We start from the raw sequence: 19,574 nt of genomic DNA, 5'->3' as shown, positions 1-19,574 counted from the left end.
ATAGTCCCGTATCAACCGTGTTCAGGAGCATTTCATGCGTATCGCTTCCCGTGTCATCGGCGGTGTCCTCGCCGTCACCCTGCTCAGCCAACTGACGGCCTGCGGCTCGATTTTCTACCCGGACCGGCGTGGCCAGATCGACGGCAAGATCGACCCGGCCATTGCCGTGCTCGATGCCGTAGGCCTGTTGTTTTATGTAATCCCGGGCCTGATCGCCTTTGGCGTGGACTTCGCCACCGGCGCCATCTACTACGAACCGGGCAAGACCGCCCAGGTCGCACCCGAGAAGCTGCACGAAGCCATCGGCGCCGACGGCAAGGTCGACAACGCCAAGCTGCAAACCATCATTGAAAAGGAAACCGGCCGCCGCCTGCCGCTGGATGACCCGCGCATGATCCAGTTCAAGGGCAGCGTGCAACAGCTCGCGTCCCTGGGCCTGCAACCCGCCGCTTAAAGACTGGACCCGCTTATGACCACCAGTCCCGAACACGCCAGGCTCCTGCGCCTGGCCACCCGCGCCTCGGTGGGCGTGGCCTGTGCGCTGATTATCACCAAGGCTATCGCCTGGTGGTTCAGTGGCTCGGTGAGCATGCTCGCCGGGTTGACCGACTCGCTGCTCGATGGCGTAACTTCGCTGCTGAACTTGTTGGCGGTGCATTACGCGCTGCGCCCAGCCGATGACGATCACCGTTACGGGCATGGCAAAGCCGAATCGCTGTCGGGCATGGCGCAGGCGTTGTTTATCGCCGGCAGTGCGGTGTTGATTGCATTCCAGGCGTACCAGCGCTTGCTGCACCCGGAACCGGTTGGCGCGCCGTGGCTGAGCATTGGCGTCATCGTGTTTTCGCTGCTGATGACCGTGGCGCTGCTGATGCTGCAACACCGGGTGATCCGCGAAACCGGCTCCAATGCCGTGCGCGCCGACTCACTGCACTACCGCTCCGACTTGATGCTCAACGGCAGCATTCTGGTGGCGCTGGTGTTGGCAGGTTTTGGCTTTCATCAGGTGGATGCGTGGTTTGGCCTCGGCATTGCTGCGTATATCCTGTGGAGCGCGATCCAGATCGCCCGCGAGAGCTTTGCCGTGTTGATGGATGAGGAACTGCCGCCGGATGTCAGCCAGCACATGCTGGAGCTGGCGCGCAATGTACCGGGCGTGCTGGGTGCGCATGATTTGCGCACGCGCATTTCCGGCAGCCACTGGTTTGTGCAGTTGCACCTGGAATTGCCGGGGGAATTGACCCTGTCAGTGGCCCACGGCATCAGCGACCAGGCCGCCGATGCCATTCACAAGGCTTACCCGCGCGCCGAAGTGCTGGTGCACGCCGACCCGCGGGAAGTGGTCACGGGCAACAAGGCCTAGTACTGCACCTGATAGCCGCGACTGGTCAGGCAGTTGCCCTGGGCCTGGCGGTAGGTTTGCACCACCGCCGGGTCCGGGGCGTAGGTAACGGTGCGTGGGTCGAAACCGCTTTGCTGCACCGCCCAGCGATAACAGTCGTAGCCGTCCTGCTGTACCTGGGCCGGTGACTGGCCGTTGGCCGGATAGGCCACCACGTCATAACCGTTACCTTGCGGCGCGGGTTGTGGCGCCGGCACTTCGGTCGGTGGTTGCACCACCACGTATTGCTGGGTGGCGTTTTCATAGGTGTAGTAAGAGCCCGCCGCGAGGAAGAACAGCGCGCTGCCCACCCACACTTCCCGTGCGTAGTCCGGCAGGTATTGCACGCGGATACCGTAGGGCGGCGTTACCACCACATAGCGCGGGCCTTGCGGGCGATACCAGTAGCCGCCGGAGAAGAAGTAATCCTGGCCACGGTAAGGCACGCGGTAGTTGCGGTCGGGGAAACGGTCGACCATGTAACCGGGGCGATACTGCGGACCTGGCCCCCAGCCATTACCGTGCCCTGAAGGGCGGCCCGGCCAGCGGTTGTCATTGGGGTGAGCATTATTAAAGCCGCCGCCCGGACGTGGGCCTGGGCCATTGCCGGCCTGCCAGTGCTGGTTGCCATCATTGCGGCGCGGGATGTCCTGATAGTAGCCCTGGCGAGGTTCCTGGGTTTGGCGCACGGTGTCCGGGCGGCCCTGGATCGGCAGGTTGTTCGCTGGCTGCGGCGCCGGCCGCGGTTGCTCGTTATTTTGCGGGCGACCTTGCCACTGCCCACCGCCGTGCTGCTGTTGCTCGGCGCGATCAACATGCGGGGTCTGTGGACGCGGCTGGTTGTTTTCCGGACGCGGTTGAGTGTTCTGCGGGCGCGGCTGGTTATTTTGCGGGCGCGCCTGTTCATTGCCCCGCCCGCCTTGCGGGCCTCTTTCATGCTGACCACCGCCTTCATAGCGCGGGTCATCGGCCATCACTTGTGTGCCGACGCTCACCATCAGCAAACCTACACCTGCCATACGCCAGATGCGCTTCATGCTATTCCTCACTGCGGATTAGGGCCTGGAGTGTCCGGCCTTACTGCATGAGACTGGAAAAGCCTCACCCGGTTCTGAGACAGGTTATCAGTCACGAGAAGTATTTTTTGCGGTAAAAGCGCAGACAAAGAAAAAGGGGTGACCCGTCGGCCACCCCTTGAGAATTTCGTCCTGGCTCAACGCTTTTGACGTTGGCTCACCTCACGCCGTCTTGTGGACAGTGTGCAGCCTGGAGGCCGGCTCAACCCTGCTGGGGCGGCGGCCGCAGCAGGCCTGATTGGGCGAGCTGCAGTGGACTGTTGTCCAGGCGGTGATTCTGTTGATAAAGATACAGGCCAACGTCCGACAGATGATTGCGAAGATTGCGTCAATAAACAGTGCTTGCGCAATTTTTAACCCTTCATAGATAATTCACCGCAATAGTTACGACAAAGGCCAACCCAATGAGCAAGCTTGACCGATACGACCTGAGTATTTTGGCGGAATTGCAGCGCGATGCGAGGATCTCCAACCAGGAGTTGGCCGAACGCATCGGCCTGTCGCCGTCGCCGTGCTCACGCCGGGTCAAGCAGTTGGAAGACGACGGTTATATTGCACGTCAGGTCGCCCTGCTCGACCGCAAGATGCTGGGCTTGAGCCTTACAGCCTATGTGCTGATCGGCATGGATCGTCACACGCCTGAGCGTTTCGAGAATTTCGAAGCGGCAATCCGCACCCTGCCGCAAGTGCTGGAATGCAGTTTGGTCACCGGGATGGACGCGGACTATCAGTTGAAAGTGGTGGTGCCGGACATGGACCACTACCAGAAATTGCTGCTGGGGCATTTGACCCGGATTGAAGGCGTGACCAGCGTAAGGTCGAGCTTTGTGCTCAACCAGGTGCTCAACAGCACCGAGTTGCCGCTAACGCACCTGCGCACCTGACCTCAAGCACACTGGTGATCCCTTGTGGGAGCTGGCTTGCCTGCGATAGCGGTGGATCAGTGGCATATCCTTAGCTGACACACCGTTATCGCAGGCAAGCCAGCTCCCACATTGACCGCGTCACGACTCAGGTCAATGTTGTGCTTGAAGCCCTGCTTTATACTTGCCGCCTGCCTTGTCGGAAAAAATCCCCATGAACAACATCGACCCCGCCCTCTTTGAAGAATGGATGATGACCGGCCTGGTCACGATCCTGATCATCTTCATGGGCTTTATCGTCTGGGACCTGGCGAAAAAATCCAAGGCCGGGCGCTTTGGGTCGTTCATCCTGTTTTTCGTGCTGGGCCTGGGCGTGGCCGCGTTCATCATCAAAAGCGTGGTGATCGGCCTGATCGAGTCCGGCGCCCTATAAACGCGCCGGCACTTCTTTCCATTGGCCTTGGTCGAGGCCATCAATCGACCAGTCACCGATACGCACACGCACCAGCCGCAAGGTCGGCAAGCCCACCGCAGCGGTCATGCGCCGCACCTGGCGGTTACGCCCCTCACGGATGACCAGCTCCAACCAGTGCGTCGGCACGCTTTTGCGAAAGCGCACCGGCGGGTTGCGCGGCCACAGTTCGGGCTCGTCCAACTGCCGCGCTTGGGCGGGCAAGGTCATGCCGTCATTAAGCTCTACACCGTCACGCAGGCGCTGCAATTGCTCTTCGGTGGGCTCGCCTTCAACTTGCACCCAGTAGGTTTTCGCCAGTTTGTGCTTGGGGTCGGCAATGCGCGCCTGTAGCTGGCCGTCGTTGGTCAGCAGCAGCAGGCCTTCGCTGTCACGGTCCAGGCGCCCGGCCGGGTAGATGCCGGGGATGTCGATAAAATCCTTGAGGGTCGCGCGCCCGCCTTCGTCGCTGAATTGGGTCAGCACATCGAAGGGTTTATTGAACAGGATCAACTTCGGCTCGGCCGGTGGCGCCTTGGCGACACGCCGCGTTGCGGAGTACGGAGGCTTCACGCCAGGGCGGCGCGCATCGGGGCGGGTAGGACGGGACATGGCAAAGGAACATCTAACGGTCAGGACCGACAATGCTAGTGGCCTGACCGCTAAATGACCATCCCAACCGCTTAGCGGAACGGCGGCTCGTCGAAGCTGCGCAGTTTGCGCGAGTGCAGCGAGTTGAGTTCGGTGCGCAACAAATCCACCGCCTCGATGCCGATCTTCAAGTGCTGGCTGACCGCACGCTCATAAAACGCGTTGGCCGAACCCGGCAGCTTGATCTCGCTGTGCAGCGGTTTGTCCGACACGCACAGCAACGTGCCATACGGAACCCGCAAACGGTAGCCTTGGGCGGCGATAGTGCCGCTTTCCATGTCCACCGCCACAGCGCGAGACAGGTTGATCAGTGGCCGCTCTTGCGCCCAACGCAGTTCCCAGTTGCGGTCGTCGTAGGTGAGCACGGTGCCAGTGCGCAGGCGCTTTTTCAGCTCTTCGCCTTTTTCGCCGGTGACGTTGGCAGCGGCTTGCTGCAAGGCCATCTGCACTTCGGCCAGCGCCGGGATCGGGATGTTCGGTGGCACGACGCGGTCGAGAATCCCGTCGCGGCGCATGTAGGCGTGAGCCAATACGTAGTCGCCAATGGTCTGGGATTGGCGCAGGCCGCCACAGTGGCCGATCATCAGCCAGCAATGCGGGCGCAGCACGGCCAGGTGGTCGGTGATGTTCTTGGCGTTGGACGGGCCGACGCCGATGTTCACCAGGGTCACGCCGTGGCCATCAGTGGCCTGCAGGTGGTAGGCCGGCATCTGATAGCGATGCCACACCACGCCTGCGGCAATGGCCGAGGCTTCGCCGTGGTCCATGCTCTTATCGATGATCACGTTGCCGGGCAGCACCATGCGGATAAACCGCGGGTCGCTGCGCAGTTGCTCCAGGCCATGCAGGATGAACTGGTCAACGTAGCGGTGGTAGTTGGTCAGCAGGATCCACGGCTGCACATGGCGCCAGTCGCTGCCGGTGTAGTGCACCAGGCGGCGCAGGGAAAAGTCCACGCGCGCCGCATCGAACAGCGCCAGCGGCAACGGGTCGGTGTTTTCCCAGTCGTAGAGGCCATCGGCAATCCCGTCGGTGGCGGCGGACAAGTCGGTGCTGGGGAACACACGGGCGAGGGTCGCGGCAGTAACGCCGGAGCCGGCCAGTTCATCGCCCTGCTCCACCACATACGGGTAGGGAATATTCTGCTGGCTGACGCCAACTTCCACCGTCACGGTGAAGTCGTGCATCAACGGCACCAGTTGTTCCAGCAGGTACTTACGGAACGCCGCCGGATGGGTGACGGTCACGCTGTAGGTTCCCGGCAATTGCACCTTGGCGTATGCGCGGGTGGTCTGTGGGACTTCGCCGTGGCAGTGGTAGGTCAGGCGCAGTTCCGGGTAGCGAAACAGCGCACGTTGTTCGGCGTCAGGTTCGACGCGGTCCTTGAGGTATTGCTTGAGGGCTTGATTGAGCGCGCCGGTGGCACGCTCATGCAGAGCCGCCAGCCGGTCCACGGCTTCTTCGGCGGTTTGAACGACAACAAAAGCTTCGGTCACGGTAAGCATCCTGTGTTCTGACTTGCAGGCCTTTATCTTGCCTGTATCCCGGCCTCACTGAAACACCAGAGTTGGAATGCTACTTTTAAAGGTGGGAGCTGGCTTGCCTGCGATGGCGGTGTATCAGCCAGCCAATGTAGGACTGACACACCGCCATCGCAGGCAAGCCAGCTCCCACATTTTGACCGTGTTCAATCAGAGGGGTTGTGGAGTGGAGCGCGTGACGATAGCCGCCACATCCACACCACGCGGCAAGGTGCCGTACACCCGGCCGGACGACTCTCCCAGGCGGCTGGCGATAAACCCATCGCTGACCACCGAATTCCCCGCCTCCAGCAACAGCTTGGCCTGCAATGCCACGGCAATGTCCTCGGTCAACTGCCGGGCGCGGTACTGGATATCCTGGGTATCCATAAACGCCGACTTCAATTGCTCGATATGCCGCGCCAGTTGCTTGTCACCATGCCCATCGCCCAGTTCGACAAACAACGCCTCCAACACGCCCGGTTCTTTGGACAATGCGCGCAGCACATCCAGGCACTGCACATTGCCGGAACCTTCCCACGTCGAATTCACCGGCGCCTCACGGTACAGGCGTGGCAGGATGCTGTCCTCCACGTACCCGGCGCCGCCCATGCATTCGGCGGCTTCGTTGATCATGGCCGGTGCGCGTTTGCAGATCCAATACTTGCCCACCGCCGTCACCAGCCGGGCGAATTTGGCTTCCTGTTCGTTATCCAGATGGTCCAGCGCCCGGCCCATGCGCATGCTCAAGGCCAGCGAGGCTTCGCTCTCCAGCGCCAGGTCGGCCAGCACGTTTTGCATCAACGGCTGTTCACTGAGGACGCGGCCGCCGACCGAACGATGGGCGCAATGATGGCTGGCCTGGGTCAACGCCTGACGCATCAAGGCGCTGGAGCCGACCATGCAGTCGAAACGGGTCATGGCGACCATTTCGATAATGGTCGGCACGCCCCGGCCTTCTTCGCCGATCATCCAGGCCAGGGCACCACGGAACTCCACTTCGCTGGAGGCGTTGGAACAGTTGCCGAGTTTGTTTTTCAGGCGCTGGATGTAGAACTGGTTGCGGGTGTCATCCGGGCGATGCCTTGGCAGCAGGAAACATGTCAGGCCTTTGTCAGTCTGCGCCAAGGTGAGGAACGCATCGCACATCGGCGCCGAGCAGAACCACTTGTGGCCTACCAACTCATAGGCTTGGCCAGGGCCGCCCGCGCCCACGGGATAGGCACGGGTGGTATTGGCACGCACGTCGGTGCCGCCCTGTTTCTCGGTCATGGCCATGCCGATGGTGGCGCCGGTTTTGTGGGCGATGCCAACATTGCGCGGGTCGTATTCGGTGTTGAGGATTTTCGGCAGCCAGGTCTGCGCCAGGTCCGCTTGCAACCGCAGGGCCGGGACGCAGGCGAAGGTCATGGTCAACGGGCACCCGCTGCCGGCTTCGGCCTGGCTGTGCAGGTAGGTCATGGCGGCGCGGGCCACATGCGCGCCGGGCTGCGGATGCGCCCACGGCAGCGATGGCAGACCATGCTCAATGGCGGTGCGCATCAGCTCGTGATAGGCCGGATGAAACTCCACCAGGTCGATGCGATGGCCGTAGCGGTCATGGCTGTTGAACACCGGCTTGTTCTGATTCGCCAAAAACCCGGCCTCCATCAGCGGCCCGCCCGCCAGCGCACCATACGCATCGATTCGAGCCTGCGCCCAGCCGGCGCCAAAGCGCCGCGACCACTCTTGCAAAGGCAGGTCGATGCGATAGAGGTTGGTACCGTCCAGGGACGACGGCTGGTTGGTGACGTCGTGGGTTTCGGCAAATTGGTGCAGGTTCATGACGGGCCTCCTGGAAAATAGGCCACGTGCAGTTCAGGCCTTAATTTCAGTTAAGCACCGTCATCGGGCTTAAAAAAGTGGCATACCCGCCTATTGCTCGGCGCTTTCGCCCTCTAACGGGCATAACAGGCGCCGCTCCAGCACCGTCTGCAACGCCTCGAAACGAACGGGTTTGCTGAGGCGATCGGTGATGCCGACCCCATGGCAGCGTTCGCGATCCGGGGCGTGCAGCGAGGTGCTCAGGGCAATCACCGGCAGCTCGCCGCAGCCGGGTAGCGCACGAATCTGACAGCACAACGAGAAGCCGCCCTCGGGTATATCCAGCAGCACCGCATCAAAGCTTTGGTCCTGCATCAGCGCCAAGGCGGCCGGGCCGTTATCCACGGTTTTCACCCGGTAACCCAGTTTGAGCAACATACCGCGTACCGCCAATTGGCCGACGCTGTTGTCGTCCACCAACAGCACCGTACATTCCTGGGGCGCTCGTTGCGCATGGGGTTTGTAGGTTGCGGGCTTTGGCTCGGGCGGCACCGGGCTCACGTTCATGTCCAACTGGAAGCGGCTGCCCTTGCTGAGTTCGGAATGATGGGTCAAACGCCCGCCAAGCAGTTCGATCAGTTGCCGGCAAATCGCCAGGCCGATGCCCAGGCCACCGTATTCGCGCGTCATTGAACCGTCGACCTGGAAGAAGCGTTGATACAACGTGGCCTCGTCGAGGAAAGCGAAGCCGATGCCGCTGTCGGTCACAATAAAGCTCAGGCGCAGCTCGCCGTCACTGTGCGGCACACCCACCACGCGCACGCGCACTGCGCCTTCGTGGGTGAATTTGAAGGCATTGTCGAGCAGGCAGTCCAGGCACTGAGTGAGTTTGCCGGCATCGCCAATCACCCGGTCCGGCAGTTCATCGGCCACGTCGATGGAAAATTCCAGGCCTTTGCTCTGGGCGCTGGCGGTGAACTGCTGGCGCAAGGTGTCGAGCGTGCCCCGCAGGCTGAAGACCTGGGGTTGGGCGGTGAGGCGCCCGGCTTGCAATTCGGTGAGGGTGAGAATGCCGTTGACCATGCGCATCATGTCCCGCGCAGAACCGGCAGCGGTTTGCTGGTACTGGGCAAGGTCGTCATCCAGCGGCACGGTTTGCATCAGCTCCAGCGAGCCGATCACGCCGTTCATTGGGGTACGCAGTTCGTGGGTCAGCGTGGCGAGGAACTCATCTTTGAGGCGGTTACTGCGCGCCAATTGCTGGTTGAGCACTTCAAGTTTCTGGCTGGCGTCGAACAGGATCTGCGCCTGTTGCTCACGCATGCCGTTGATGCGGTCCGCCAGGGCCAGGGACAACAGCGCCACTTCGATGGCCGAGCCGAGCTGGCTGGCGTACATGGTGAGGAACATATTGGGCAGGTAGCCCAACACCATCATGGTGTTGACCACGCCGCCGAGCAGGAACGCCGACCAGGCGATGATGAAGTAACGCGCCATACGCTGGCCGCAATACCAGGCCTTGATGGCGGCCACAAAGATGGTCACGGTAAACACCAGAGCAAGGCCGGTGGCCAGACGCAGGGCCACGGCGTAGCTGGTCAGCAGCGCCAGCGCCATCACTACCGCACCAGCGGCCGCGAGTGCCAGCAACATCCGATCCAGCCAGCGACTGTGCTGCGCGGTGTGCAGGAAACTGCGCGCGAACAAGCTACCGAACAACGCCGCCGAACCGATCAGGAATGGCACCGCCGCATTCGCCCACCACGGGTTGTTCGGCCAGAAATATTCCACCGCCACGCCGTTGACCGACAGCTGATAGAGGCCGAACGAGGCGATATAAAGGATGTAATAGAGGTAGCTGGTGTCGCGCACGCTCAAGTAGATGAACAGGTTGTAGACCAGCATCCCGAGTAACACGCCGTAGATCGCCCCCAACACATACAGGCGCAGTGGCTGCTGCTCCAGGTACGCGGTGGCAGACCAGAGCGTCAGCGGTGCCTGGATCGAGCCTTGACTTTGCAGGCGCAGGTACACGGTTTGCTGCTGGTCGGGCACAAAATTGAGCTTGAACAGGTAGTTGGCCTGGCGCACTTCACGGCTGGAAAACGCCAGGCTGCTGCCCGTGCGGGTGGTCAGGCGGAAGTTGCCGGTGCTATCACGCTGGTACAGGTCCAGTTGGTTAAGCGGCGGGTACGCCAACTCCAGAAACCAGGTGCGCGGGGCGCGAGGATCAGTGGCGGTGTAATGCAGGTCAATCTTTAGCCAGAACACCGAGCGTGAATAGCCGGCGTTGAGGGTGGCTTTGTCATGGGTTTTGAATTGGGCGGCGTAGGCCGGAGCACTGACATCGGCGATGGTGAGGGCGTCGGTTGGGTCTTCGAGCACTTGCATGACGCGGCCCAGCGGCAGGCTTCGAGTGTCCGGGTTGAACTCGATGGCGCTGGCGAGCATCGGCAGCCCGCACAATAAAAAAATCAGCAAATAGCGCATAAAGCCCCAGCGTGGCCTGTCCGGTTATGTCAAAAGCCCCCCATTCCTTTTGAGTAGACGTATACCGGCGATACATTAAGTTGTTTGGATCCACTCTAGCATAGCCGCTAGAGGCCATTGGACACCATTGAAATAATTTTTTGAAAGGCTCTAGAACGGGCCTTTCACGCGATTCCTGAATAAAAAATCAGCTACGCCACCCCTTAAACGTAAGCTGGAAATTCCCCTCTCGCCCAACAGCCACGCCAAAAGCGTTTGGTGGTAAGCTCGCGCACCATGAATATCTACAGCTCTCGCCCCGTTGTCCTCTGTCTCTCCGGCCACGACCCCAGTGGTGGCGCCGGCTTGCAGGCAGATATCGAAGCCCTGCTTGCACAAGGCTGTCATGCGGCCCCGGCCGTCACCGCCTTGACCGTGCAGAACACCGTCAATGTCAGCGATTTTCGCGTGCTCGACCGCGAGTGGGTACTGGCCCAGGCCAATGCCGTGCTCAGCGACTCCGAAGTGGCGGCGGTGAAGCTGGGCATGCTCGGTTCCACCGCGATGGTCGACACCGTGGTCGAACTGCTGCAAGCGCACCCGCACCTGCCGGTGGTCTGCGACCCGGTACTGCGTGCCGGTGGCGGCGGCAGCCTGGGCAAGGACGAAGTTGGTTACGCCATGCGTGAGCGGCTGTTGCCGCTGTCGCTGATCGCTACACCGAACTTGCCGGAAGCGCGCATCCTCGCCGAACTGCCCGAAGGCACGGCGGACGAATGCGCCGAAAAGCTGCTGCCGTTTGTAAAGCACCTGCTGATCACCGGCGGCCACGGCGACGAGCATGAAGTGCACAACCGCCTGTACAGCCGCGACGGCACGCGCCAGACCTTTACCTGCCAGCGCCTGCCCGGCAGTTATCACGGTTCGGGCTGCACGCTGGCCAGCGCCTTGGCCGGCCGGATCGCCCAGGGCGAAGGCTTGGCCAGCGCGGTGCAATCGGCGCTCAACTACACTTGGCGCACCCTGCGTGACGCCGAACAACTCGGCCAGGGCCAGTTCGTGCCGCGCCGTTTGCCGCTGGATTTCTGCTCTTAACCGCACAAGAGGCCTGCCCGATGAAACTACGTGGCCTTTACGCCATTACCGACAGCCAACTGTTGGCCGGCAAATTCCTCGCCTACGTCGAAGCGGCGCTGGACGGTGGTTTAACCCTGTTGCAGTACCGCGACAAAAGCAGCGACGAAGCCCGGCGCCTGCGTGAAGCCGAGAAGCTGCGCGAGCTGTGCTCACGCTACAAGACCCAGTTGATCATCAACGATGACGCCGAATTGGCCGCGCGCCTGGGTGTCGGCGTACACCTGGGCCAAACCGACGGCCCACTGACCCCGGCCCGCGCCTTGCTCGGCTCCAAAGCCATCATCGGCGCCACCTGCCACAGCCAGATCGAACTGGCCGAGCAGGCTGCCAAGGAAGGCGCGAGCTACGTCGCCTTTGGTCGCTTCTTCAATTCCAACACCAAGCCCGGCGCGCCGGCCGCCACGCTCGACATGCTGGCCGAGGCTCGCACGCGCTTGCAGCTGCCGATCTGCGTGATCGGCGGCGTCACCCTGGAGAACGCCGAACCCCTGGTGGCCCACGGTGCCGACCTGCTCGCCGTGGTACACGGCCTGTTCGGTGCCGACAGCACCCAGGAAGTCACGCGCCGCGCCCGCGCCTTTAACGACCTTCTTAAAGTTTAAGTGTAGAGAGCCCGATCATGTCCCGTTCCGAAACTCTGTTTGCCAATGCCCAGAAACACATTCCCGGCGGTGTGAATTCCCCCGTGCGTGCGTTCAAGAGCGTCGGCGGCACACCGTTGTTCTTCAAGCATGCCGAAGGCGCCTACGTCACCGACGAAGATGATAAGCGCTACGTTGACTACGTAGGTTCCTGGGGGCCGATGATCCTCGGCCACAGCCACCCGGACGTGCTCGACGCCGTGCGCCAGCAGCTGCAACACGGCCTGTCCTATGGCGCGCCAACCGCCATGGAAACCGAGATGGCGGACCTGGTGTGCTCAATCGTGCCCTCGATGGAAATGGTGCGCATGGTCAGCTCCGGCACCGAAGCCACCATGAGCGCAATCCGCCTGGCCCGTGGTTTCACCGGTCGCGACAGCATCATCAAGTTCGAAGGCTGCTACCACGGCCACTCCGACAGCCTGCTGGTAAAAGCCGGTTCCGGCCTGCTGACCCAAGGCGTGCCAAGCTCGGCCGGTGTGCCGGCCGCGTTTGCCAAACACACCCTGACCCTGCCGTTCAACGACATTGCGGCCGTTGCGCAGATGCTCAGCGAAGTCGGCCAGGACGTGGCATGCATAATCGTCGAGCCGGTAGCCGGCAACATGAACTGCGTGCCACCGGCACCGGGTTTCCTGGAAGGTTTGCGCGAGCAATGCGACAAGCACGGCGTGGTGCTGATTTTCGACGAAGTGATGACCGGCTTTCGCGTGGCCCTCGGCGGCGCCCAGGCTTACTACGGCGTCACGCCGGACCTGAGCACCTTCGGCAAGATCATCGGCGGCGGCATGCCCGTGGGCTGCTTCGGCGGCAAACGCGAAATCATGCAGCACATCGCGCCGCTGGGCCCGGTGTACCAGGCGGGCACCTTGTCGGGTAACCCATTGGCCATGGCCGCCGGCCTGACCACCCTGCGCCTGATCAGCCGTCCGGGTTTCCACGCCGAGCTGACCGACTACACCACGCGCCTGCTCGATGGCCTGCAGCAGCGCGCCGATGCGGCGGGTATCCCGTTCGTGACCACGCAGGCGGGTGGCATGTTCGGCCTGTACTTCAGCGGCGCCGACGACATTGTTACCTTTGATGACGTGATGGGCAGCGACGCCGACCTGTTCAAGCGCTTCTTCCACCTGATGCTCGAAGGCGGCGTTTACCTGGCACCGAGCGCTTTCGAAGCCGGGTTCACCTCGATCGCCCATGGCGAAGCAGAGTTGAAACTGACCCTGGATGCTGCCGAGCGCGCTTTCGCCGCGCTGAAGTAAGCCCTGATATAAGGGACACACACATCTGACGTTGCCACTCGCAGCGTCAGATTTGCTACTTTGCCTACAGAGATTTCCTGCATTTTTCGAGAAATCACCTGCAATCCGGCAGATAACTTGCCTATGCAGCAGAAAAACGAGTAAAGACTTTGTAAGCAGGGGCCTGCTTATTTCATAATGCGCGCTTATTGGACTCCCCCGAGGGTCCGCGTGCCCCGTCAGAGGTAAGTCGATTCCCATGAAACGCACCGGCCGCACCCTGGTTCTGGGCTGCCTGTTGCTCCTTCAGCCGCTGCTGGCACATGCCCAGGCAGGCGGCAACTCGTTGTTAATCCCAGCGATGGGTCGTTGCACCCTCAATACCCAGCCAGACAGCCAGGCCGAAGCCCTGAGCGCGTGCCAGAAACAGGCCGACGGTGGGGATGCGCAGGCGCAATACGAGTTGGGCGAGTACTTCCACGACGACAAAAACCCGGCCCGCGACCTCAACAAAGCCCTGAGCTATTTCGAGAAGGCTTCGTTGCAGGGCCACGCTGAAGCCCAATTCAAGCTGGGCACCATGTTCTTCCACGGTGAAGGCGTACCGGCCAATAACGTCCAGGCCTACATCGTACTGAAAATGGCAGCGGTCAACGGTGCCGAAGACGCGCTGGACACGGCCGACGAAGTCGCCGAGCACATGCAGCGCGATGAACTGGAAGTGGCCACCCAGGTACTGGGCCAGATCTTCCGCAATTACCTGCAGGAATTGCAGAGTGCCGATGGGCGTTCGCCCTTCTCGCCCCTGCCCGACCCAATTGCGCCTCAGGGCGACAACAGGTAGCCCTGCCGGAAAGCTTGTGCACCGGCAACATGCGCAATCGTCATACCGCTAGTGGCCATGCGCCTTAGTGATCGCACATACAGCAAACCTTCCCGAGTACAGGCAACGGCCGTCACGCTGTCGCTGATCGGGTCAATAATGTGTGCCACGACTTGACCTGCGCTCAAATAATCCCCGACCTGCGCACAAAACACGATCAACCCGCCCACCGGGCTGACGATGGGCTCGACGCCGGCCAGCGGCGTGGGAGGGTTCAATAATGGCGGCAGCTCAGGTGCCTGGCCCGCGATGACGCCCGCGTGCGTGAGGTAGTCAATCAAGGCCTGGCAATCCTGATCGGCCAGCTCATAGCTCACGTCGGCCACACCGCGCAGCTCCAGCGTCACGGCAAAACCGGGCGGCGCCACACGTTGCGGGAAGCGCGCCTCTATCTGCTGCCAGAACAAGCTGAAGCACTCATCGAAGGACTGGCCACCGGCGTCTGTCGCCATAAAGCACGCTTGTGCCCCCAGGTAACGGGCCAGAGGTTCCACTTGTGGCCAGCAAACCGGCGACAGGTACACATGCTGCACCGCCTCGAAATCACAATGTAAATCGAGCACGATATCGGCATCGCAGGCCAGGCGCTGAAGCGTCAGGCGCATGGCCTGTACCTGGTTGGCAGCCACCTGGCTGGCGAGCACGCGAACCAGCACCGAACGAATCAAACACAAGTTTTCCTCGGGGTCATCGGTCAGCCGTGCCTCGACGGCATCACCCACCTGCTGGCTCACATCAAGGAAGTGCCGATTGAAGTTCTCCCGGCTGTCGTAATCGAAACGGCCTTGAGGCACATCCATCAACACTTGCTCCAGCCCCATGGGGTTGGCCACCGGCACCAGCACCACCTGACCGCGCAATAGGCCCGCGGCCTCCAATCGCAACAACCTTAGCTTGAGATGCCATACCACCAACATCCCTGGCAGTTCATCGGCATGCAGGGAAGACTGGATATAGACTTTGCCCACGCCATTGGCCGGGCCGTAGTGAAAGCTATGGATCTGCCGCGTCGTACCCGGCACGGTTGCTGGCAATTGATGCACGCGTTCGTACATGGCGACCTCCTATCGGCTTGGGTCAAGAAATCTCAGCCAACGCTTCTCGGCCAGGTGAAAAAGCCCGACCAGAGCGAAGGTGATGCATAGATAAATAGCCGCGGCGATGCCGAAGGACTCGAACGTCAGAAAGGTCGCGGCATTGGCATCCCTGGCCACTTTCAGCACATCGGGAACCGTGGCGGTGAACGCCAACGTGGTGGAGTGCAGCATGAAAATCACCTCATTGCTGTAGTACGGCAATGAGCGGCGCAGGGCCGACGGCATGATCAGATAGGTATAGAGCTTCCAGCCGTCGAACCCTAACGCCCTGGCGGCCTCTACTTCACCGCGCGGCATGGAGCGAATGGCACCGGCGAGGACTTCTGTGGTGTAGGCGCCCGTGTTAAGGGCAAAGGCCAGCAGTGTGCAGTTCAACGCATCACGGAAAAAAGCCTCCAGAAGCGGCTGTTCGCGTACAGCCACCAGGCTGTATATACCGGTGTAACAGACCAGCAACTGGACATAGAGCGGCGTTCCCCGAAACAGATAAGTAAAGCCCTGCACCGGCCAACGTACCCACGAGCGGGTTGAAACCCGGGCAATGGATAACGGCAACGCCACCAGCAGCCCAAGGCATAACGAAGCACTGGTGAGCCACAGCGTCATGGCCAGGCCGGTGATTTGCTGACCGTCGGAATAGAGAAACGGCCGCCAATATTCCTGTATCAGTTCAATCATCGCTGCGCCTCACGCTCTGCACCGCCGTAACGACGCTCAAGCCAGCGCAGCACCGCATTGGAGGCACTGCTGAGGAGCAAATAAATAAAGCCCGCCAGCAATAGAAAGCTCAATAACTGCTGGCTGCTTTTGCCAGCCACCTGGGCCACCTTGACCAAGTCTGCCAAACCGATAATCGACACCAACGCGGTAGCCTTGAGCAAGACCATCCAGTTATTGCCTAGCCCCGGCAGGGCGAAGCGCATCATTTGCGCAAAGGTTATGTAGATGAAGCTTTGGCTGGGCCTCATACCCAGCGCTTTGGCCGCCTGTGCCTGCCCGCGTGGCACCGCCAACAATGCGCCACGAAAGGTCTCGGTAAAATAAGCACCGTAGATAAACCCCAGCGTCAGTACGCCCGCAGTCAAAGGGTCAATTTCGAGGTAGGCCCAGCCCATCACAGCCGTCAGCCGACTCACAGCGGTTTGCACGCCGTAAAAGATCAGCAGCATCAACACAAGGTCCGGCACCCCACGAATCAAGGTGGTGTAGACCTGTGCTGAAACACGCCAAACCCTGACGCGTGACAGCTTGGCACCCGCCCCGAGCAGGCCGAAGATCAGCCCCAACAACAGCGATAACAGCGCCAGCTTCAGGGTCACCCATACACCTTGCAGCAGTAACGGCGCAAAACCCTCCAGGGTCGCGACAAAGCGCGTAACGTTCTCCAGCATGACGACGCCCTCCAACGATGATGGCGGGCGGTCAGTTGCCGCTGAACATGTCGACGCCAGGGAAATACTGTTCTTGCAGGCGAGCATAGGTGCCATCGGCATGCAGCGCTGCCAGGCCTTGATCCAGCAGAATCTTCAGCGCCTGATTGCCCTTGGCGATGCCAATGGCGCTCATGGAAGGCATCAGCTCGCTTTCTATGACCTTGCCCAATTCGAACCCTGCCCCCTGAGGCGAACGCAAAAAGCCACTTTGCGCCTGTTGGGCGTCCTGCAACGAAGCGTTAAGCCGACCCGACACGAGGTCGGCGTAAACCTGTTCCTGATCGGCATAGGCCACCACTTTCATGCCCTTAGGGGCCAACACGCGCTTGGCATAGGCTTCCTGAGTACTGCCTTGCAAATACCCCACGGACTTGCCCTTGGCGTCGCCAAGGTCGGTGCCGGCCTTGAACACCATGGCGGAGGGGCTGGAGAAAACTTCCGAAGAGAAGTCGAGGATCTTGCGCCGCGCTTCGGTCACGGTTACCGACGCCAGTATGGCGTCGATCTTGCCGGCCCTGAGGCTGGGAACCAGGCCGTCAAAGTCGCTTTCTACCCATTGGCAGCGAACTTTCAAATGCGCGCAGATGGCGTTGCCGATATCAATCTCGAAACCGACCAAAGTACCAATATTGCCCGCAGTAGTGTCTTTATAGGCAAAAGGCGCGTAGTTAGGGTCAGCACCGAAGCGTATGACCTCATAGTTGTTGGCGGACACCAAGTTACTGACCACTACAAAAGCCAACATCGATAACATCAGGACTAATTTTTTCATCATTTTATTCCTTGTTATTGTTTGCACAGCAGGACGTTACAAGACCTCTAAATGCGCAATTTCGCGACGCATGACCAACGAGCCGGCGGGCGCATCAAACTCACGCGCCAGCCGATGCCCTGAATAAACGGCAGCCGCAATGGTTCCAGGCGCCAGGCAGTCCCCCACCAATGCGACCGACTCAATACCCGCCTCAAAGCGTTGCTCGGTTGCATCGTTAAGAGCCTGGTACAGGCCTTGCTCAGGCTCACGGGAGGTCACCAGCAACAAGGACGCCACGGGAATGAACCTTGGCCGGCCGGTGTACATACAGCTGGCAACCGCACCTTCAGGCGTTACCGCCGCCAGCGAGTGGGAGGCGATGATCGTGACATTGAGTTCCAACAGGCGACGCTGGATGCGGTGTTGTTCAAGCGTGTTATGGGTCCAGGTCGCCACATCCGGCGCCGGGGTAACAAAGATCACCTCCACGCCCTGCGCTACCAACTGCTCTGCCAACACACTGCCCATGTAGTAGTGGTCATCATCGAACAGCAGCACCGGTGAAGCCGGGACTGTCCCGGCCAGCAGATCATCCGGGGTCAATACCGGCAAATGTTCCAACCCCGGCAAGGCCTGGCGCAATGCACGCCCCAGACCATCGGTGCGCCAGCGCGAACCGGTGGCGATAAACACGTGGGCGGCGGCGAAGTCCAACACGTCCTGGGCTTGTAGCTGACTTTCTCGATATATCTCTACTGAAGGCAATCGGCTGAGGGCGTCCAGCCGGTAGTCGAGCACCCGTGACCAACTCGCCAAACCCGGCAGCCTGGCTTCAAGAGACACGCGCCCGCCCAGCGTGCGCGTGCCTTCGACCAGTGCCACCTCCATGCCCCGCGCGCCCAGTATCCGCGCGCATTCCAGGCCGGCAGGCCCTGCCCCGACCACCAGCGCGCGCGCAGGGTTATGCGCACGGGGTGCCGACTCAGGGTGCCAGCCACGCCGCCATTCTTCACCCAGGGTGGGGTTTTGCGTGCAGCGCAGCGGGGTGCTGGTGTGGTCACCACTGACACAGACGTTGCAGCCGATGCATTCGCGTATCTCCTCCAGACGCCCTTGCTCTATCTTCTTTGGCAAGAAGGGATCGGCAATCGAGGGGCGGGCAGCGCCGATCAGGTCCAACACGCCTCGACGCACCAATGAGACCATGGTGTCCGGTGAGGTGAACCGGCCCACGCCCACCACCGGTTTGGTGGTGAGCGCTTTGAGCCCAAGAAGGAACGCCTCTTGAAAACCTTCAGGGGCAAACCGTGAGGTCACGCTGTCGTTGGACCAGTCGGCAACGTTGACATCCCACAGGTCCGGCAGCTCCGCCAACAGCGAAAAAATCTCGCGGCCTTCGCCCTCGCAGGCCAGCCCACCAGCGACCTGTTCATCCACTGCCAGCCGCACGGCGACTGCGCAACGATCACCCACCACATCGCGGGTATCTTCAATCAGTTCACGCAACAGCCGTACACGATTCTCCAACACCCCACCGTACTCATCGGTGCGCCGGTTATTGCGCGGGGTCAGAAAGTGAAACGGCAGGCCAAGGTCGTGGCCGGCATACACGTAGATGATGTCGAAACCCGCCTGGCGTGCCCGTAACGCGGCAGCGCGATGCATCTGGCGCAGTTGTTTGATATCGGCGCGGCTCATGGCCCGGGCTTGCACCGGGTCGTAACCACGCACCGGTGTATTGGAAGGCGCCCAGGGGATTTCGCGGCTATAGCGATTGGGCGCCGAATAGCCATTGAACGCCAGTTCGACGCCGGCCAATGAGCCATGCAGATGGACGGCCTCACACATTTTCGCCAACGCCGGGATGTCGCGCTCATCCCATAAGCGCGCTTCTATATAGGGCGAAAACTCGCTCAGCGGGCTGATCTCGCACTCCTCCGTACACACCACCCCCCAACCCCCCTCGGCTTTGACCCCGCGCATGGCGGCCATGGCCGAGGGGTGCACATGGCCCATGCCATTACAGTGCGGCACTTGGTAAAAGCGATTACGCGTGCGAACCGGCCCAATGTGTACCGGCTCAAAAAGAATGTCATACCGAGGATCGCGCACAGGGCTACTCCCGAACCAATAAGTTCGCTAATGACAGTTAAATAAAAAGCGTTAGTTAAATA

The 19,574-nt window shown here is 61.1% G+C and carries 18 protein-coding genes; 8 read left to right on the top strand and 10 right to left on the bottom strand.

What is annotated here, in order from left to right:
• Positions 1–34: 34 nt before the first annotated feature.
• Positions 35–454: a periplasmic Zn2+ metallochaperone PmcY gene (gene pmcY / locus P5706_RS04155; protein ID WP_138813719.1), complete on the top strand. Its 420-nt coding sequence runs from the start codon at positions 35–37 to the stop codon at positions 452–454.
• Positions 455–469: 15 nt separating this feature from the next.
• Positions 470–1,363: a cation diffusion facilitator family transporter gene (locus P5706_RS04150; RefSeq protein WP_200431433.1), complete on the top strand. Its 894-nt coding sequence runs from the start codon at positions 470–472 to the stop codon at positions 1,361–1,363.
• On the opposite strand, the gene P5706_RS04145 is transcribed toward P5706_RS04150, so the two are convergent.
• Positions 1,360–2,418, bottom strand: coding sequence for a DUF6515 family protein (locus P5706_RS04145; protein WP_285678617.1), 1,059 nt, complete (start codon positions 2,416–2,418; stop codon positions 1,360–1,362). The genes P5706_RS04150 and P5706_RS04145 overlap by 4 nt on opposite strands.
• Positions 2,419–2,861: 443 nt before the next feature.
• On the opposite strand from P5706_RS04145, the gene P5706_RS04140 reads away from it, so the two are divergent.
• Together P5706_RS04140 and P5706_RS04135 are read left to right on the top strand one after the other, a co-directional pair.
• Positions 2,862–3,341, top strand: coding sequence for an Lrp/AsnC family transcriptional regulator (locus tag P5706_RS04140; RefSeq protein ID WP_003194418.1), 480 nt, complete (start codon positions 2,862–2,864; stop codon positions 3,339–3,341).
• A gap of 202 nt (positions 3,342–3,543) precedes the next feature.
• A complete protein-coding gene (locus tag P5706_RS04135) occupies positions 3,544–3,753 on the top strand; it encodes a DUF2788 domain-containing protein (RefSeq protein WP_025999909.1) in 210 nt (69 codons plus the stop codon).
• Here the strand turns inward: P5706_RS04135 and P5706_RS04130 are convergent.
• The 4 genes from P5706_RS04130 to P5706_RS04115 form a co-directional block, all read right to left on the bottom strand.
• Positions 3,748–4,383: a pseudouridine synthase gene (locus P5706_RS04130; RefSeq protein WP_244657784.1), complete on the bottom strand. Its 636-nt coding sequence runs from the start codon at positions 4,381–4,383 to the stop codon at positions 3,748–3,750. The two genes, P5706_RS04135 and P5706_RS04130, sit on opposite strands and share 6 nt — an antisense overlap.
• Before the next feature lie 71 nt (positions 4,384–4,454).
• Entirely contained in the window at positions 4,455–5,927 is a 1,473-nt protein-coding gene (gene amn, locus P5706_RS04125; RefSeq protein WP_162232034.1) for an AMP nucleosidase, read from the bottom strand.
• Positions 5,928–6,113: 186 nt separating this feature from the next.
• Positions 6,114–7,766: an acyl-CoA dehydrogenase family protein gene (locus tag P5706_RS04120; RefSeq protein WP_285678616.1), complete on the bottom strand. Its 1,653-nt coding sequence runs from the start codon at positions 7,764–7,766 to the stop codon at positions 6,114–6,116.
• Between the two features lie 90 nt (positions 7,767–7,856).
• Complete coding sequence (locus P5706_RS04115; protein WP_285678615.1) at positions 7,857–10,235, bottom strand: hybrid sensor histidine kinase/response regulator; 2,379 nt, start codon at positions 10,233–10,235, stop codon at positions 7,857–7,859.
• Between the two features lie 276 nt (positions 10,236–10,511).
• On the opposite strand from P5706_RS04115, the gene P5706_RS04110 reads away from it, so the two are divergent.
• The 4 genes from P5706_RS04110 (at position 10,512) to P5706_RS04095 (ending at position 14,077) form a co-directional block, all read left to right on the top strand.
• The gene (locus tag P5706_RS04110; RefSeq protein ID WP_056861986.1) at positions 10,512–11,309 is read left to right on the top strand and encodes a hydroxymethylpyrimidine/phosphomethylpyrimidine kinase; all 798 of its coding nucleotides are present in this window, start codon (positions 10,512–10,514) and stop codon (positions 11,307–11,309) included.
• 20 nt (positions 11,310–11,329) lie between these two features.
• A complete protein-coding gene (gene thiE, locus P5706_RS04105) occupies positions 11,330–11,953 on the top strand; it encodes a thiamine phosphate synthase (RefSeq protein WP_285678614.1) in 624 nt (207 codons plus the stop codon).
• 17 nt (positions 11,954–11,970) lie between these two features.
• Positions 11,971–13,254 carry a glutamate-1-semialdehyde 2,1-aminomutase gene (gene hemL / locus P5706_RS04100; RefSeq protein ID WP_219269396.1) on the top strand — a complete coding sequence of 428 codons (1,284 nt, stop codon included), beginning with the start codon at positions 11,971–11,973 and terminating at the stop codon, positions 13,252–13,254.
• 238 nt (positions 13,255–13,492) lie between these two features.
• The gene (locus P5706_RS04095; RefSeq protein WP_200431427.1) at positions 13,493–14,077 is read left to right on the top strand and encodes a tetratricopeptide repeat protein; all 585 of its coding nucleotides are present in this window, start codon (positions 13,493–13,495) and stop codon (positions 14,075–14,077) included.
• Here the strand turns inward: P5706_RS04095 and P5706_RS04090 are convergent.
• The 5 genes from P5706_RS04090 to P5706_RS04070 are packed head-to-tail and all read right to left on the bottom strand — an operon-like array spanning position 14,059 to position 19,512.
• Positions 14,059–15,171, bottom strand: coding sequence for a succinylglutamate desuccinylase/aspartoacylase family protein (locus P5706_RS04090; RefSeq protein WP_285678613.1), 1,113 nt, complete (start codon positions 15,169–15,171; stop codon positions 14,059–14,061). The two genes, P5706_RS04095 and P5706_RS04090, sit on opposite strands and share 19 nt — an antisense overlap.
• Before the next feature lie 9 nt (positions 15,172–15,180).
• On the bottom strand, positions 15,181–15,891 hold the full coding sequence (locus P5706_RS04085) for an ABC transporter permease (RefSeq protein WP_285678612.1): 711 nt from the start codon (positions 15,889–15,891) through the stop codon (positions 15,181–15,183).
• Positions 15,888–16,604 carry an ABC transporter permease gene (locus P5706_RS04080; RefSeq protein WP_285678611.1) on the bottom strand — a complete coding sequence of 239 codons (717 nt, stop codon included), beginning with the start codon at positions 16,602–16,604 and terminating at the stop codon, positions 15,888–15,890. Before P5706_RS04080 ends, P5706_RS04085 begins: the two co-directional genes overlap by 4 nt.
• A 31-nt stretch (positions 16,605–16,635) precedes the next feature.
• On the bottom strand, positions 16,636–17,418 hold the full coding sequence (locus tag P5706_RS04075; RefSeq protein ID WP_200431423.1) for a transporter substrate-binding domain-containing protein: 783 nt from the start codon (positions 17,416–17,418) through the stop codon (positions 16,636–16,638).
• Positions 17,419–17,454: 36 nt separating this feature from the next.
• Positions 17,455–19,512: an oxidoreductase gene (locus tag P5706_RS04070; RefSeq protein WP_285678610.1), complete on the bottom strand. Its 2,058-nt coding sequence runs from the start codon at positions 19,510–19,512 to the stop codon at positions 17,455–17,457.
• Positions 19,513–19,574 lie beyond the last annotated feature (62 nt).

Origin of the sequence: Pseudomonas sp. ChxA (assembly GCF_030263855.1) — a bacterium.
GTDB lineage: Bacteria > Pseudomonadota > Gammaproteobacteria > Pseudomonadales > Pseudomonadaceae > Aquipseudomonas > Aquipseudomonas fluorescens_CB.
This window is presented reverse-complemented; position numbering and strand designations above follow the sequence as displayed.

Excerpts from the sequence above, each read along its gene's own strand:
- pmcY (WP_138813719.1), top strand. The coding sequence starts at position 35 with ATGCGTATCGCTTCCCGTGTCATCGGCGGTGTCCTCGCCGTCACCCTG.
- P5706_RS04150 (WP_200431433.1), top strand. The coding sequence starts at position 470 with ATGACCACCAGTCCCGAACACGCCAGGCTCCTGCGCCTGGCCACCCGC.
- P5706_RS04145 (WP_285678617.1), bottom strand. The coding sequence starts at position 2,418 with ATGAAGCGCATCTGGCGTATGGCAGGTGTAGGTTTGCTGATGGTGAGC.
- P5706_RS04140 (WP_003194418.1), top strand. The coding sequence starts at position 2,862 with ATGAGCAAGCTTGACCGATACGACCTGAGTATTTTGGCGGAATTGCAG.
- P5706_RS04130 (WP_244657784.1), bottom strand. The coding sequence starts at position 4,383 with ATGTCCCGTCCTACCCGCCCCGATGCGCGCCGCCCTGGCGTGAAGCCT.
- amn (WP_162232034.1), bottom strand. The coding sequence starts at position 5,927 with ATGCTTACCGTGACCGAAGCTTTTGTTGTCGTTCAAACCGCCGAAGAA.
- P5706_RS04120 (WP_285678616.1), bottom strand. The coding sequence starts at position 7,766 with ATGAACCTGCACCAATTTGCCGAAACCCACGACGTCACCAACCAGCCG.
- P5706_RS04115 (WP_285678615.1), bottom strand. The coding sequence starts at position 10,235 with ATGCGCTATTTGCTGATTTTTTTATTGTGCGGGCTGCCGATGCTCGCC.
- P5706_RS04110 (WP_056861986.1), top strand. The coding sequence starts at position 10,512 with ATGAATATCTACAGCTCTCGCCCCGTTGTCCTCTGTCTCTCCGGCCAC.
- thiE (WP_285678614.1), top strand. The coding sequence starts at position 11,330 with ATGAAACTACGTGGCCTTTACGCCATTACCGACAGCCAACTGTTGGCC.
- hemL (WP_219269396.1), top strand. The coding sequence starts at position 11,971 with ATGTCCCGTTCCGAAACTCTGTTTGCCAATGCCCAGAAACACATTCCC.
- P5706_RS04095 (WP_200431427.1), top strand. The coding sequence starts at position 13,493 with ATGAAACGCACCGGCCGCACCCTGGTTCTGGGCTGCCTGTTGCTCCTT.
- P5706_RS04090 (WP_285678613.1), bottom strand. The coding sequence starts at position 15,171 with ATGTACGAACGCGTGCATCAATTGCCAGCAACCGTGCCGGGTACGACG.
- P5706_RS04085 (WP_285678612.1), bottom strand. The coding sequence starts at position 15,891 with ATGATTGAACTGATACAGGAATATTGGCGGCCGTTTCTCTATTCCGAC.
- P5706_RS04080 (WP_285678611.1), bottom strand. The coding sequence starts at position 16,604 with ATGCTGGAGAACGTTACGCGCTTTGTCGCGACCCTGGAGGGTTTTGCG.
- P5706_RS04075 (WP_200431423.1), bottom strand. The coding sequence starts at position 17,418 with ATGAAAAAATTAGTCCTGATGTTATCGATGTTGGCTTTTGTAGTGGTC.